Below are 17,551 nucleotides of genomic sequence, written 5' to 3' on the forward strand. Positions count from 1 at the left end.
TGCAGGTTCCATGCTCAGTCAGCGAGTGAGAGGTTCAGGGTGCCTTCCGGCGACGGGGTGATCAGTTGCATGTCTTTCGACTCCCAATCCAGCGGAATCAGATTGCCATCCTCATCGAACAGCAAGCCTTCGCGTTCGCTCAACTTACGGCCGTTGTAACGCAGCACGCTTTCGCCGAGGTAGTCCGCCGGAATCGAGAAGTGACCCACCACATAGTTCGGCGTTTGCACTTGATTGCCGAACTGATAGCGGATCATGTACGCATCCGTCAGAGTATGAATACCGCGTTGGTAGTAGTTGAAGTTGAAGTCGGGCTCCATCAGCTGGATGTTCGCCGCCACCAGGGTCGGATCGAATTGATTCATTCGAATCTTTGCCAGTTGGGTGTCGAGCGCCATGGTGTTCTCGATATGGCCGTCGTCAATGGACACATCCGGACCTGTCGTGGCCAGGGTGGCGTCCACAGCGGACAGCTGATCGATCTGCCAATGCTTCGGAATTTGCGCACGCACTTGCACCGTCTTCGCGACACCGCCTTGATACCCGGTCAGCACGGAGTAGATCGTGTCTTGTGTGCTGGTCTGGAACAGGTTTGCGGTGATGGTGTTCGCCTGCATGTTGAGGCGATTGCCGATGCGTACTGCGTCAAGTGCAATGTCATGACGGGCGGCGATGTAGGCATCACGGGTCGCAAGTTCTGCGCCGATGATATTTCCGTTACGTGCATGGAGATCGATGACATCCGGCGCACGGATCGTGCCGAAGTCAATCGTTTGCGCGGCGAGTTTGACGCGATGACCTGCAGTGGCATCACCAATGGTGAGCGCCGCGCCGCCATCCACATCCAAGACATTGCCAACGGTGGTCGAGTTCATGCGGATATCGCCACCGGCGCGCACCACGGCATCGTTGCCCGAGGTGAGTGTGCCCGTGGTGAGTGCACCACCCGCCGTCAGACGCGTGTCACGACCCGCGGTCAGTGTCAGCACATCCAAGGTCGTCGCTGCGTTCAAGGTCAGATCCACACCGGCGTGCGCTTCTGTCCCCGCGATTGAACCTAGGGTGCTGGTGCCCGTGAGGTTTTGACCCGCAGTGACATTGCCAAATTGAATCGCATCACGTGCAAGCAAGTCGGCGTTGCCACCCGCCAACCATTGGCCGGCATCGAGTCTCGTACCAGCCGTTGCAAGCACATTGCCACTCGCGTCGAGCGCGCGGACATCTGCGGCTTGACCGGCATCCAAGGTGATGGCGCCGGCGCGTGCACTCAAGCTGTTTGCACGCATATTCTGGCCAGCGTCGATACCGAGGTTCCCTGCCGTCAATGCAATCTGTCCGACCGTTGTATCTGTGCCTGATGTTGCTTGTAGCGAATCACCACCGGTGTAAGTACCCACCGTCAGCGATTGGCCGGCATTGATCTGACCCGTGCCGCCTACGGCAGCCGTGCCCAAGTTTGCATTGGTGCCGGTGTTCAACAACAAGGTACCGCCCGCATTGAGCGCTTGGACGTCCGCGGCTTGACCCGCATGCAGCGTGATGGTGCCGACGCTTGCATTCAAGGTGTTGGCGCTTAGGTTCTGGCCGGCGTCTATGCCGAGGTTCCCCGCGGTCAATGCAATCTGTCCGACGGTTGTATCGGTGCCCGACGTTGCTTGCAACGAATCACCACCGGTGTAGGTACCCACCGTCAGCGATTGGCCGGCATCGACCTGACCCGTGCCAGCCACGGAGGCCGTACCCAGGTTTGCATCGGTGCCGCTGTGCAACGACAGGTTGCCGCCCACAGTCGCACGCGTAATATCCGCAGCGCCACCGGCCACCACAGTCGACTCACCTGCAGTGGTCAGCGTGTTGACGTCCACCGCACCGGTGCCCTGCAGCAACGCAGTCGTGCCGGTCACGCTGTCGCCAATCAAGTCAGTGCCCGTCACAACAACACTGTCTTGCGCTGCGATCTGACCGAAACCAACCACACCGCCGCCTTGCACATGGATGTGCCCATTTGGCGTTGTGATCGACGGCATCGAGATGTTGCCCAAGGTGCGCAGCCAAATATCGGACAACGCACTTGAAGCAGTCAGTTGATCCACATCGACAACGATGGGTTGCGCTTGTTGTCCAATGTGGCCTTGCGCATCAAGCACCGAAGTGCCGCCGCTGCGTGCGACCAAGTTGACCGCTGCGCCGTTGCCATCGATGTTGCCGCCTGCCTGCACAGTGAGTGCGACACCTTGCGTTGCACCAGACTGCACAAGCCCCATGGTCACATCACCTTGTGCATCCATGCGAATGGCATCGCCTGCAATCACGCTGCTACCCGATGCCATGGTGAGATTGCCGGAAGAGATCGCATCAATGCGACCACCTGCCAACAAACCTGTGTTGATCGAAAGCGGTGCGGATTGACCGGACACTTGCGCCGCAATGTCGCCTGTAAGCGCTGTCACTTGACCCAACTGCATGCCCGTGACCGCATCCAGATTGACGTTGCCGGTACTGCTGACAATATTGCCCGCGGTCAGCGTCGTCGTCGTACTGACATCAACGCCGGTATGGGCGTTGATCGTGCCGATATCGGTATCGCCTGCAGCGATGACAGACACAGCACCACCCGTCGACGTCAAGGTGACTGCATCAAGGCCGGCATTCTGTGCGGAGACCGCAATGTCATTGCCCGCTTGAATTTCACCGATGTGCAGCGCAAAGTTCGGCGAATCGAGTTTGACGTCGCCGCCTGCGGTTGCGTCGATCAGGCCATCTGAAGCGACCTGGACTTTCAACGCTGTGCGCGCGGTATTCGTTGCATCCATGGGGCCTGCGATATCGCCTGCGGCATGCAAGTCAATGTCGTGCCCGACAACGCTCAACGTGGGCAAGAATCCAAACAAGCTGCCTGTCGCTGAGGTCAGCGACACGCGGTTGTTTGCAAACGCGGTGCCGAAGTCGAGATCGCCCGACATTTGCTTCAACAGCATGTGGGTGCCTGCCGAGGCCGCCAACAGCATGCCGTCGATTTGCACCGGTAGCGCTTCCGTTGGGTTGCTCGAATTCAAGCTGATGCTGCCGGAACCTGCCACCAAGGTGGCGTTCCTGCCGGCATGAAGCGCAACCGTACCCGAGGGCAAGCCGGCCGCCAAATCAATGTCATTGCTGGCGGAGAGACGCATGTCGCCACCCGAGCTCAAACCACCCAGATGCATGCTGTCGTTCGCTTGCAGGTAGACAGTGCCGCTGGCAGAGCCTTTCAATGTGCCGCGTGCGTTGACGTAGAGCGGGTTCTGACGGCCGAGCGAGATGCGATTCAAAAGTGAGGCGTCGTAGCTTGCACTTTGCGGATCCAGTCGCGGATCGTCGGTACGAATGATGCTGCCGTCTGCGGCCAACAAGATTGCGTCGCCCGGTGCATTGGCCAACGCCAGCGCACCTTCTTGTTCTGCATTCAACTGACCTGCATACAAATCGCTATAGCTGACATCCAATCGACTCAGTTCACGACCAATGCCACCGTTGCGTGCGATCAAGGTCACGTTGTTGCCGGTGATATTCGCGGGTGCGGCGCCGACTTGTCCGCCGGTGGGTGTTGCCAAGGCCACCGAGCTGATGGCTTGACGCAACTGACCTTCCGTCCATGTCGCATCGCTTGCCAGTGCATCGCGCACTGTTTGACTCAAGACGAAGTGGTAGTTGGCCATTTGACCGCCCGTGAAGGCGCTATCGGTTTGCCAATTGCTCCCAATGTTGTCTGCAAATACTTGCTGCACCTGTTGCATGCGATTGGCTGCAAATGTTTGTGCCATGCGCAATTGTTCGGCCGGATCGGTCACGCTTGCGGGGTCAATATTGCCCGCCAGTGCAGCCAGTCTGAAGTACGGGGTTTCGGCACCGGTGTTGAATACGAAGACGCCGTTTCCATCCAGCGCGCCTGCTGCGTTCAACTGCCAGTACTGCATGTAGGCGGTGTCCACGCGTGATTCAAGCGCAGCGGCATATGCGTTCGACGAATTGCCGTCAGTCAAATGCAACTTCGCCCAGATTTCGCGGGCTCGGGTCAGATCGACCGTGGATGCGGATGACAACATGCGTGCATCCAGCATGCCGCCATTGACCGATTCCAGATAGACGTCACCGAACTGTGATTCGATGCCGAACTGGCCGCCGGTTGCAGGTGCGCCACCCAGCCACATCGTACCGCCGTGACCCGCAATTGCGACGTCGCCGTAGGCCAATGCATTCAATTGACCGCCCACCGGTGCGCCGTTATATGCGTAGTTCGGTCTCGCAACGATGTCGAGCGGATTCAACAAGCTGCCGATGCTGCCTTGCTGGCTGGTCAATCGGATGTTGTTGCCGGTGATATCAATGCCGTTTGCGATCGCGCCGCCGTAGCCGGCAAAGCCGCTCAGGCCGACAATACCGCCGGTGTTGGTGATACGCACGTTGCCTGCAGAGGACGCCAAGCCCATCGCGTGTACGAAGAGCCCTTGGTCGGCGACACCCGAATCCAGATTGAGATTCACTTCGCCACCTGAAGTGACGGCGATGACGGCGTTCGATGGAACACCGCCGGGGATTTGCGCATTGGACGGCGTCGCGCCATGCGCAATACGCACATTGATCGGCGCATATTCACTACCGATGTTGGCACCTGGTGCAAACGCTCGCATGGCGAGTTCGTGTGTCCAAACGATGCCGTCATGTTTCAACTGCGTGATGTTGCCAATCGTGCCGCCCTGCGATGGCGTGGTGGTAATGTAGGTTGGGCCGCGTGCGTTGAAAATATTGCCATTCAACAGCACATCAGCATTCGACTCGATGTTCACCATGCTGCTGTTACTGGTATCGAACTGAATACCGATCGCCTTGTCGGCGCGCTGCTTCACCGATAAGGTCAGCATGCCCTGCAACGGCGCGATAGACATCCACAATGAACGTCTGCCGCCGCCATCATGGCCGGTTGCATGCGTGCCGTAGTTACATTCCGAACCAAAATCGTCATCACAGCCGTGATACGACGTTCCGCCGTATGCGTAGTCAGAAAAGCTTCCGTCCAATTTCGCGAAATAGTCCCGACCGCCTGGCAGATCTGCATCGTTGCCTGCATCGACAAAACGCGCCTCGTTGAGGCTCCACTGCGTGCCGTTGGTCCCGTTGCCTGGCGTGCCGTTTGTCCAATGAAGGTCGTACTTGCTGCCGCGGAAGACACGTGTACTCGCGCCCCATTGCAGCTGCATCCCTGCTTTCGGTGCGTATGAGGTGTTACCGTCGACGGCGCCAACCGGGTTCAACCCCACCCATGTGTTTGCAGATGTGCTTTGGTAGATTTGTGCCGGCTGACCATTGTTGCTTACGTACCACGTGGTCATGCCGGTCAAGCGATCTTTGATTTCGATCAGGCCATCGCCGCCATTGCCGGCGAGAATTTCTCGCGTCTCCAAAACCTTGCCCGTTTCATTCTTCACAACAACCGTGCCGAAACCACTGCTGACGCGAATACTGCCTTGACCTGTGCTGACAATCTTGCCGTCAAATTTTGCGACGCCGTTCCCCGTGGCGTAAACGTCCGGCAAGATCAATTGTTGGGTAGCAGGGTTGTAGGTCACTGGGCGATCCGGCAGCGAGCCAATGAGTCGGCTATTGCCATTTCCCGCCACAAGTTGCAACAGCGGTCTACCTTGAACGTCATACAGAGGGACGGGTACAGGTAGCGAACCCGTTTGTTGTGCTTGCCACTCTTTCAACGCATCGGTTGTTTGTACAGTCCATGTCGCCGGTGTGCCCACATAGATCGGTGCATTGATATTGATAAAGCCTGTCGTGCCCGCCGGATACCCGGTGCCGGTACCTGCGACGACATTCAGTTGTTGCGCGTAATAGCCACTACCTGAAGGTGGCGTATTGCTGAAGCTTCCTGACGTCAGCAGCGGATTGGCATCGACCACTGGGGCACGCTTTTCGTTGTCGCCGCCCACATTGATGTATGCCCAGTTTTGATTCAAGCCCAGATTGCACGGAAGACTGGAGAACGCTTGGCAGAAGCCATAGACAAAAATCGGCGTGCGATCAGTTGCACTGTCGTCCCAGTTGCTGCCCCTTGGATGCGTCCAAGGTGTGTTTCGATTACCGCCATACAATTGCGCATTCAGTCCGATCCAGTCGTCGTTATCGCCGAACCAGGTGCGTTGTGCGATGGCTGCAGCGATCTCATCAGCACCGGTGAATACACCGCTTCCATTTGTGTAGACACTGAGGAAGCTCCACAACCAGCCGCCAGGTAGCATGCCGGCTTGGCCTGTCGTGCCCATATAACGATTGGCGATGCTATTCAAGGTAATCGAACCTTGCGGCGCAACCATATTGATGGAGTTCGCATAGGTGCTGCCCAACTGCAGCAACGAGCCGCCCTTCGTGCTGAGGGACACCGACCCCCCGCGATTATCGATATCGCCTAAAGTTGCAATGCCAGGCGTGTGTCCATTACCGGGTAGATACGTTGACGACACTGAAATTTTGGGTTCATCCGTTGCAGGGGTGCGCGTCACCGCAATACCACCGATGTGATCACTGCTACTGAACTGGGCGCCGCCGCTCAAGATGACTTGTCCGGATGTGCCAAACGGAATGTACATCGAAGGCAGGAACAAGTAATGCGGCGAGGCATTGTTGATATCGATTTCAGGCGCGCCTTTCGCGGTAATCGAACCGCTACCGTTAACCGCGCCGCCGTACAAGTACACGTTGCCGCCGCTCACCGCGAGCGGTGTGAGCGCCTTACCGGTACCGACATCACTGGCAGTAATAGCGCTGCCACCGATGAAAATACCCCCTTGGGCATTCCCGCCGAAGCCATCGAACTGGTCATTGTCGTGGTTGTTGTTCGGATCCAGCGTATGCATATAGCGACGCAAGTAGAGCGTTTGGTCTAGATTCTTGTCTACGTACCACGCGACAGGAACGCCGCCACTGTCGTTGGTCACATTGCCATTGCTATCGATGCTCAGACGAATGTGGTCGTACACGCCTGCCAACACTTGGCCATTGATGTTTGCCGTCGCCGCTCCACCTTGGTTGCGCTGACTGTTGCTATGCGTGACCGGAATGAAGCCAAGCTCGTAACCGTGTCCTGTGCCATCTGAGCCGCCCATGGCATCGCCGCGGACGCTACCGATACCCACATCGTTGGCACTGATCACACGTGCGCCTGATTGCAAATTGAGATTGGCGTTACTCGTCGTGTTGTTCACCGAAATGGCGTCTGGCACGGCAATCAACCCGCGCGCATAGGCCTGCGCAGAACTGTTCGCTGCCAATTGTGTGGAAATACCATTGGCCACATCGCGACCCGCGATGATGTCGGCTTCACCAATACTGAAGATTGTTGTGTTGCTGCCGATATCAATGGATTGATTGGTCGTGATATCCGTCTTGGATCGCGCCAACGCCACCGTGGCCAACACACCGAAGGTGTTTGCCAGCGCTTCCGTGTTCACTTGATCCACGCGGGTATAAGTCGCGATATTGACGCGCTCACCCGCATTCAACAGGTTGTTGTTGCCGATGTTGATGGTGTTGTTGAAGTCGCCGTCGAATTCGGTCTTGGCTTCGGCACCTGAGATTGCACCGCCCACGGTGAGCGAACTGCTGTCATTGATGCCCGTGACGCGTGTGTCGGCTTTGATTGAGAGTCGACCCGCCAAACCCGTGTTGCCGACAATGTTCAGGCCCGTATCGGTATGCGCGCCGCCCGACAACAGACGAACGTCTTGACCCGTCGATACGGTGTTGTTCGTCGTGATGTCCGTCTTGAGCGTTGCAGACTGACCGCTAATAACACCGCCTGATCCGCCGGTGGTGCCCCCGTTCTTGTCTGTCGCGCCGATGCGCGACTCCGCCAACAATGAAATGTCGCCGCCGAACGGCGCATTGCCAATGCGCCCACCTTGTGCGCTGACCTTCGTGCCTTGTCCCACGGTGGTCGCGGTTGTGCTGTTGACGACGTTAGACACTTCTGCGCCGCTACCACCGACCAAACTTGCGTTTGTAGAGTTGGCTTTACCGCCATACAAGGTGCTGTGGACTGCGGATAGCTCAAGCGCCGCAACTTGTCCGAAGTTTTGATTCTTGCCCAGCGCAGCGGAAGTCGTTGACGTCGCGTTCGTTGATGCATACGAGCCGTTGCCACTGATCAGTGCACCGGTTCCCGCATTGCTTTCAGCATTGTTGGTGTCTTCACCTTGCGCACGAATTGAGACAATTCCGCGCGTTGCATGCATGACACCATTGCCGTCACCGAAGCTCGCGCGCGTGGTCACGCCCGACGTTGCGCTCGACACAACATTGCCGGCTGCGAGTAGACCGGAAATTGTCTTTCCGTCAGCGCTAGCGTTTTGTAGCGACTTGCTATCTGCAATGATCGCCAGGTTGCCTGACGACAAGATCGCTGCACCACTGACGCTGGCGCCAACATTCCCCAGTGTGCGCGCATGTGCTTCGCCGGAGTTGACACTAATGCCGAGGCCGCCACCGCCGCCACTGGCGCTGGCCGTCGTCTTTGAAGTCAAGGTCGCACCGACCAACACATCACCGGAACCGAACTTGACGCCATCGGCTACGGTGGCATTGACCGTGCTGTCGACATCGGCGTGCGCGATGTTGACGCCGAGCGAAAGGCCGCCACCAATCACGATGCCCTTTGCAGTCGAGGTGACTTCCGGCGATGCCTCTGCGGAAACATTGACAGCCGAAGTGCCCGAGAACTGTGTACGCGCACCCAAGCTTGCAGTGACTGTACTTTGGTCATCGGCACGTGCATCGACGCCCAAACCACCGGCGATTGCGCCGCCCGCACCCATCTTGGCGCTGACGATTAACGCACCCGCAGAACGCGCGGCGACATTGACGAAATCGAAGCCCGTAATTTGTGAATCCGCCGCGATGCCCGCGCTGACATTGCTCTCGCGGCTTGCACGCATCACCGCTGCGCCTGCAACGACACCACCGACGGTAAGAGAAGGACCGCCCGAGGGGAAATCGTTCGACGCCTTTGCTGTGCTCGTGTCACTTGCTCTGATCGTCAACGTATCTTGGCTGCCGGTGCCGATCACAGAACCGCCGGCATTCGCACTAACGCTGTTATCAATTCGGCTGATGCCTACCGCTGCCCCAATACCGACGATGCCGCCCACGCCCGCATCGGCGGCCGTCGAAGCTGCGGCACCTGACGTACCGTCTTTAGCTTGTGCAGAAATCGTTACGCCATTCCTTGCCGTCAGCGTGCTGCTTGTGGATTGCGCTGCGATTTGCGAATTGATCGAAGAATAGGCCACCGACCCGCCTACACCGATGGCACCGACTGCCACCGTTCCGGCCCGATTCTTCGTGCTCGTCGTCGTCGTGGCGTCGACCAAAATGTTGCCGCCTGAAGTGACTTGGCTTCCTGTGATGTTTGCTTGAATGCCTTCGCTTGCGCCGAAGGCAGCACTGCCGCCAGTGCCTGTGGCAGCATTGAGATTGAATCCGGTGGCGGCGTTGATGTTGCCGACTTCCGTGCTGGAAAGCTGCGAATCGTCGCTGCCGTAACTTTTGATCTGCGAATCACTGAGGTGGTCGTTGTCGGACACAGCAGACAAATTATCTGTGTTGATTTGATCGCCAGACTTCAGGCTGCTGCCTGCGTCCGATTTGCCGTCGTTGCTGATGTCGCCCGTACCCGCTACCAACACGGAGACCGAAATGCCCAAACCGCCGCCGCCCACACCCACGGATGCGGCACCACTGTCGATGAGACGATCAGAGTCGGCCAAAACACTTACGTTTCCACTGCGCGAGGTGACAGTGGATTGATTGATCTGCGCGCCCACACTGGATTGCAGCAACACGAGATTCAAGGCACCGCCTGCACCGAATGTGCCACCGCCGAGGCTGCCCGAACCCAGATCGATATCTTGCACGTCGTGTGCACCGACGGTCAGCGCATTTGCAAGCACGGTTGCTTGGTCGACATCTGCGTGCGTTTTATTGCCCACGACATTGACGATGCCGACACCCGCAACGCCCGCCGTTTGACCGAATCCGCCGGCTGCGCCGCGGCTTTGCGCGCGATTGCTTGAATGCGCGTTGACTGTGACGTTTCCGTCTGCGATGACGGCGCCATCAATGGGCGCGCCGTTTGCGCCGACGGTGCTCGCCGCGCGGACTGTCGCCGCTTGGATGTTGCTTCCGTTCTTGATCGAGGCTTGCGTTTCAGACTGATTGACATTGACGAGACCCACACCGGCCAAACCGACATTCATCACGCCAATGCCGATCGCACCGCCCACCAATGACGAGGCTGCATCTGTGTCCGCGTTCACATCCAGCTGACCGACTTTGAGATCACTCGAATCGACAAAGGCGTGCGTTGCACTCTTGAATACATTGATGCCGACCGAACCGGTACCCGCCGTGTTGGCACTGGCAGAGAGACCTGCAGTTCCTGCCAATGACCATTGATCCGTATCTGCAAGCACACGCGTGCCTAGAATCGAGTTCACGGTGCTGTTGGTGATATTCGCGTCCGTGTTTGCATTGAATACGTTGGCAACGACGCCAGCGCCCAGCGCGCCGCCGGTACCGACGCTGACTTCAAAGACCCGGCTGAACTCGTGTTGACGGCTACTCGCACGCAGGTCCACTTGTTGGCTGCGCGCGAGGGGGCCGTGGTAAATGCCATTCGAATCGATATTCGCTTGATTGATGTTCGAATTGTTGATCGACGCACTTGTCGTGCCGCCGATGACATTGGCCGCGATTTGGCCACTGACCGCGGTTTGACCGTAACTCGCGCCAACACCGAGTGTCGCAATGTGTTGCGTGTTAACGGCATTGACTGCAACACCGTGTACTACCGTTTGGGTGCCCGACAGATCGGGTGCAATACGACCCGAAGGCCCGGCGCCGCTTTGCGAATCAAACAAGGTGGACATCGTCTTGCCGCGCAGATCAATCGCGTCATCTAGCGCCACACCTTGTGCAGCGGTTCCGTTATCTACTGACAGACCCGCGCTACCCCGTCCGTACGCCGTGACCGACGCGCCGTCGATGCGCGCACGCGTTTCACCTTCGACATAGTTGACGACGATGCCGACACCGACTGCGGTGCCGCCTGCAGACAGTGCGCCCGCGAACACATCAATGCCCTGGTCATTGCCCGCAAGCACACCGACGTCGTGTTCGGCGATGACGTTTGCGCCGCTATCTATGCGTGCGGTGTTCTTGGCCGACATCACATTCACAGCGACCGAACCGGCAAGGCTCATACCGGGTGCATAGGTGCCACTGACAGCGATGGTCTTGATATTCGAATCGCTGGCGTCTGTTGCCGTGTTTTCTGCTGCTGCACGTACGTTCAATCCACGCACGCGGTACTCACGGTTGACTGTTGTCGAACCGCTGAAATATGCGTCATTGGTGGTACTGATCCGGTTCACCGCAATCGCCGCACCGAATGCACCGCCACCGATACCGATGGCACCGGCCATGGATTCAATGGTGGCTTGATTGGACGCCTGAACTGTAGTGACATTTGCACTACTGACGGTGCCTCTTAACCCGTATTGGGCCGGCGTGTACTCAATCGTGCCATCAGGACGAGTGAACTGGCTTGCCGGCGTGTCGGCGGTATCGAGTTGTCTGCCATCGGTCGCTGCATCTGTGCCGATATTGGTCATTCCCGCACTGATGCTGTTGTGAATCAGATTGGTCGAGTTTGAACCCGAACCGGTGCCCGCGCCGACGCTGCCGCCAACTGAGAGCGTGCGAATGTGCGCCAAATCTTTTGCAATGACATCTGTGGTGTCGCTGACACCCAACACACTGTTCGACAAAGACGCACGCGTTGTGCCACCGATATCAGCCACAACGATGGCCAAGCTACCACTGCCGTAGGCCCCCCCGGCCAGTGACGTTGCCAAGCTGTTGATCTTTGCGGTGCTGTCGGCTTTGACCGACAGCGCCTTTGTGCGCACAGCCGCGTTCGGATTGCTATTGTCCGCAGGCGTAGACCCTTTCAACCCACTCGCGCTGGCTTCGACGGTCTTGTTGATCGTCGAGAAAGTGAACGAGCCACTTGCGGCGCCATCGCCGCCTGCAGCCACACCCACTGCCAAGGAATGTACAGTGCCTGTGCCTTTGCTCGCGAGCGCAATGGAATCGGAGACGTCCACTGTGCTGTCGACCAAAGAGACTTGTGCGGTGTCACCGATATCCGCCACCGAACCCGCCGCACCGACACCGGCATTTCCGCCAACGCCCACACTGCCCGACAAGGTGTAGATGCTTGCGTTGTCGTCGGCAGACGCCTTGAGCGCTTTGCCGGACAACACACTGTTGGCGCTCGAAGACACGCGCGCAGCTGATTCGGTTTCGTTCCAGCCAAACGACATCGCCAAGCCGGTATTCGCAGCGACGGCGCCTGCCACAGCGGCCGACATGATTTTTGCGTCTTGTGTCGCAGTCAGTTGAATCGAATCAGTGGTCGTGAGGCTTGCGCGATCCACTTTGACGGTGTTGTCATTGCCGATCTTGTTGTACGTAACCGCGCCACCCGCAGCGGCGGAACCTGCGCCAATGGCCACGTTGCCTGCCAGGCTGTAGATGTGCGACTTGTCACTTGAAGTGGCATAAATGTTCTTGGCGCTCACTGCAGCGCGCTGTGCGGCGTTCAAGCCGTCGCCAAACGAGATGGCGTTCGAGTTGTCAATTTCGTTGTAGGTCACGCTGCCCGTGCCGGCGAATTTCCCGGACGAAACGCCCGCGCCGACGGCAAGACTAATGATGCGCGTGTTGTCTTGCGCAATCAGCGACAGGTCACCCGCCAGCGAGAGAACGGCGTTACCTACCGCAATCTCGTGCTTGTTTGATACTTCACTGCCCACAAAAGACAAGCCGACATTGTTGCCGCCGACGCTGACGACGCCAGCCACGGCAATAATCGAGCTCCCCCAACCGGCAGCGTTCAACGAGGCTGCATTGGGTTGATCGGTATCGCCGCCTGTGTCATGGCTCGACGATCCGGTGTAGGTCAAGCTGCTGGCAGCAAAGTCGTAGTTGTAGCTGCTCCCGGGTGATCCAATCAATTGATTCAATGCTGTGGCAGTCGGGTCAACGCCGGACTGCACGGCCGCCGCACGCACGCTCATGCCCTTTGGCAGATCGATACGCACACCGTCGCCAATGACAACTTGGCTGTTGTTCTTGACGGAATTCCAAATAAACGCACCTGACAAGCTATTGCCCGTGCCTGAACTCGCTGTACCCGAGAACGCGCCTGTGCCGATCAAGGAGGAATCCAAGGCTTGAACGCCAAAGGCACCGAAGTTCTTGAGATCGGCTGCGCTACCGCTCGCAACATGACCGCCCAAGACTGCCTTTGTGCTGTTCGAAATGTCGGACCACGTGAGGCCAAGTGCAGCGCTGTTGCCGTTGCCGCCTGCGTTGAAAGAGAAAGCGCCCGCGCCTGTACCGATGCGCGTGTGATCGTAAGCGACGACTTCCAAAACGCGTGGGTCGCTGCCGTTACCGGAGAAACTACCCCCATCCACCTGACTGCGTTCGATACCCGCTTCGGTCGTGTTGCGACTTTGCGCAATGGACACCGAGCCTGCAATCGTCGTTTGTCCGCCACTGGTGCTCGTGCTGACCGACGCACCGACACCCAGTGCAATTTGTAAGCTGCCATCCAACGCACGCACCGCAACTTGCGGTGTATTGACCAGCGTGCTGTCTTCGATGCGTGCCTTGGTGCTGTCTGCAATTTTCGAGTAGGCGACAGCGCCGCCGACACTCGCATTGGATCCGCCACTACCACTCCCACCCGCTTTGAGATTCAAAGCAGCTGCACCTGCGGCGCTGACTTGGTTGGCACGATTGATGGCCTGCACCGTCACGCGCGTCCCTGTAGCGCCATTGTTGATCGTGACGCCATCCACCAACGCGGTGGTATTCAAGTTGGAAATGTTGACGCTGGCCGCACCGGAAATTTGAATACCAAATCCGGCTTTCTTTTGCGGTCCGGCGCCTGGCTTTGTCGTCGCTTGCTTTGTCTTGGAGCCAAAGTTACTGACCTTGTCCGCGAGCGCACCTGCTTTGGCGACGCCATCGGATGCTTGACTGAGGAAAGTGTTGGCTTTGTCGAGTAAAGATTCGTCGGTCGACTGCGGATCATCGGGCGATGCCAATTGCTTCATGCTGTCGACACCCGCGACAACCGTCTGCATTGTGCCGATCACGCCAGTGATTTTCTTGAAGAGTTTGACAATACCGCCGCCACCCTGAGGTGCCGATGCACCACCGCCGCCGCCAGAATCCGGTGTACGCACGGAACCCGCGAGCGACACACCGCCGACTTCGCCGGTGGTGGTTGCATTGACACTCAAATCATTCACGGCAATTGTGCCGCCGGATTGTGCACCACTTGTGTTCGCAGGATCCGATCCGTCTGCGTGGTTGTCGCCGATCTTGGCGACAGTGTCCGTACTCACGCTGTTGACGCCAACACTGATGCCAATGCTGGTTTGATTCGACATCGCAATCGCGCCAGAGAGCGACCATGCGGTGAGCGGATTTTGTGCTTGCACCTTCAACGCACGCGCGCTGACATCGGCCGAACCACTGAGCGTGGCATGCGTGGTGTCATCCACATCAGACACCGAGACGGTGCCTTCCAATGCGGCATCACTGCCTTTGCCACCTACCGGGCTCAATGCAAACAAGGTGGTCGCAGATTTTGCGTCAATCAAGACATCGTTGTTGTCGCTCACCAGCGATGCATCACTGGCGACGCCCGCAATTGCGGAGTTCTTCAGACCTGTGTAGTTGAAGCCGCCACCTGCAGCGACACCGCCGCCACCACCCACCAATGCCCACGGGCGCACTTCACCGACCAGACTGAAGATGCCGTTGTCCGCCAAAGCGCGCACGGTAATGGATTTATCCCACGTGGTTTCGGTGCCATCGGCAAGCGTCTGTGTCCATTTTTCGGCGGCAGCTGTCGTCGCCAATGCCGACGTCGCCGTCAGTTGCGCGCCTTGGTCGACCCAGGCACGGCTGTCATTCTTGAATTCGAGATAGTTGACCATGCCGGCAATGCCGACCTCAGGTTCAACGGTGTTGCCTTGCGCGTCCTTCGTCGGTGTGGAAGCACCGGCAAAGCCGATGGCGTTCTTCACCAAGGGGTTGCCCAACGGGCTGACCACACTGGCCATTTGCTTGGCGCCATCCATGAAAGCGTCGAAGCTCTTGCCCATGTCGGCCACTTGCGAGAAGCCGAAGGTCCAATCGAAGGGCAACTCGACACTGCTACCCACACCAATATTGGCTGCAGTGATGCGCGCGTTTGCGCCAATGACTGCGGCTGCATCATGTGCATAGTTGCCGTAGTTGACGGCTGCAGAAATAACGACCGGCGCAGCACTCCCGCTTTGCGACGATGCGGTTGCGGCAGAGTTTGCCCCGCCGTGAATCCCTTCGTCCTTTACCACGCCTTGCACGACGGCATTGCCATCGCTGTTGATCTGCACATTTGCGCCGATGTCGGCATGCGCCTTGTGCGTGCTGTCAGTGAATGACAGCGCGCCCGCCAATTTGAATGGCAATGCGGCACCGAGGCCCTTGCCACCCGAACCGGTTGCTTTCGTCAAGCTCCCGGTGAGATTGGTACCCGATGCAACAGGTGCCTTGGATGTTGAAGGTTCTTGGATCTGCATCCACAAAGGCGTGACCATGGTGGAGGCTTCGGTCACATTCGCTGAGGTGTTGCTTGCTGCGGTGACAGATACGCCACCATCGCCGAACGTGTTGGCCAAGTTCGATGCATTGTTGTTCAAGCTGGCTTGCGCGTTGACGGTATGCAGTGCAATGGCTGCAGCCACACCTACTGGCGTTTTACCGTCATCCGAATACGTCGCCGCTTGCGTGGTGAAGCTGTTTGCATTTTGTGCATCGATGCTGAGTCCATCCGCGCTCACTTGCCCAGCCACGGTTGCACTCGCGCTGACGTTGGCTTGCGAAATGGACACCGTGGTGGCAATCGCTTGTGTCGCGTTCTTGCCCACGCGGGTCGAACCCGAAATTTCCATCGTGTTGTCGGTGTTCGCCGTCACTGCGACATTCTTGCCGGCAATGCTTGCGCTTGAGCCCACCGAAGTGTTTGCGCGGCTATCCATGCCGCCATACATGACGGTGACCGCCAACGGCGGTTGCGGCGCACTGCTTTTGAATGCCGACGTCGTTGCGTCAGTCGTTGCGCTGGTTTGCGTGGAGGATGCCAAGGTGACATCGCCACTCGCGGAAATGGCACCGTCCATCGAGACTTTGGCTTTGGCTTCCGCTACGACAAACGCGGCTTGCATGCCCTTCTCAGCAGTCAAGAGGTTGACGTTGGCGGTGGCCGCAGCCAGTCCGTTCAACGCGAAATCTTCTTGATCGCGCCATAGGTTGCCGATGTCTTGTGTCGCAGGCGCCGTCAACATCGGCGTGCCGTAATCCGAATGCGCCACCGAAGTCGCAATGGCTTCAATGTCACCCCAGGAATCTGCAGACGCCGTGCTGGTGTTCGCCCGCGCATTGTTCGCAGTCGACAACGATGCGCTACCCTTGATGTTCACGGCTGTGTTGGCTTTTGCAAATGCCGCATCCGAATTCATTGCATCTTCGGCGACAAGTCGAATGGTGTTGCCGTCGTTAACGACTTGCAATGTCGTGTTGCCCGAGGCCGGATCTGTCACGTTTACCGCGGTGCCTAGAATGCTATCGCCGAGACCCGTGGTTGCAATCTTGCCATCCACATCGATGGTTGTTGCACGAATACGCACCGCATTGGTGGCATTGATGACGCCACTGACGCAGATCATGCAATCCACGCCCGACGTCGTCGACGTCAACTGTTCGCGGCCTTCAAGCAGCGCCTGAATATTGTTTGCGTCAGTGTTTAAGCCGCCCGCACCCAAGAGGCTATTCATGAAGCCTTCGCTCGGCGCACTGAGCGAGAGGCTGCCCACATTGAGAATGGCATCACTGCCGACGACGATACCGTGCGCGTCGGCAAAAAACACATTGCCACCGATCGTTTTGTTCGCGCCGCTGCCAATGTAGCTGTTGACGGCACCGTTGATGTATGCGCGGCTATCCCACACTAAGTTGACAACGTTTTTGTTGCCGTTGCTTAGGTTGAAATTGACCGTGTCGCCATGTTGAAGCTGGAAGTGGCTGAAGGAGTTGAACTCCGTTCCGTTCTTATGCGTTGCGCTGGTGATATCGAAGATCCAGGCACTCGGCGCGCCCGTTTTGTTGATCGTCGTGACGGTCTTACGCAAGGAATCGGTTGAAGCGTCGATGTTCGAATCGACCGGCTGCGCCGCCCAAGACTGCACGGGCACGGTGAAGCCCAACGCGAGCGAAATTGCGATAGCGAGCCCGCAGGGTCGCGAAATCGTGCGCATGCGTGAAAGGGAACGACGAGCGGGTCGATGAGCGTTCATGGCAATCTCTGCTTTCGTAGGTACAACGGTGTTGA

At 58.0% G+C, this 17,551-nt stretch carries 1 protein-coding gene; it reads right to left on the reverse strand.

What is annotated here, in order from left to right; genetic code table 11:
- Positions 1–14 precede the first annotated feature (14 nt).
- On the reverse strand, positions 15–17,516 hold the full coding sequence (locus tag G7069_RS03445) for a leukotoxin LktA family filamentous adhesin (protein WP_205758746.1): 17,502 nt from the start codon (positions 17,514–17,516) through the stop codon (positions 15–17).
- Positions 17,517–17,551 lie beyond the last annotated feature (35 nt).

It is taken from the genome of Lysobacter sp. HDW10 (assembly GCF_011300685.1).
Lineage (GTDB): Bacteria > Pseudomonadota > Gammaproteobacteria > Xanthomonadales > Xanthomonadaceae > Solilutibacter.

Excerpts from the sequence above, each read along its gene's own strand:
- G7069_RS03445 (WP_205758746.1), bottom strand. The coding sequence starts at position 17,516 with ATGAACGCTCATCGACCCGCTCGTCGTTCCCTTTCACGCATGCGCACG.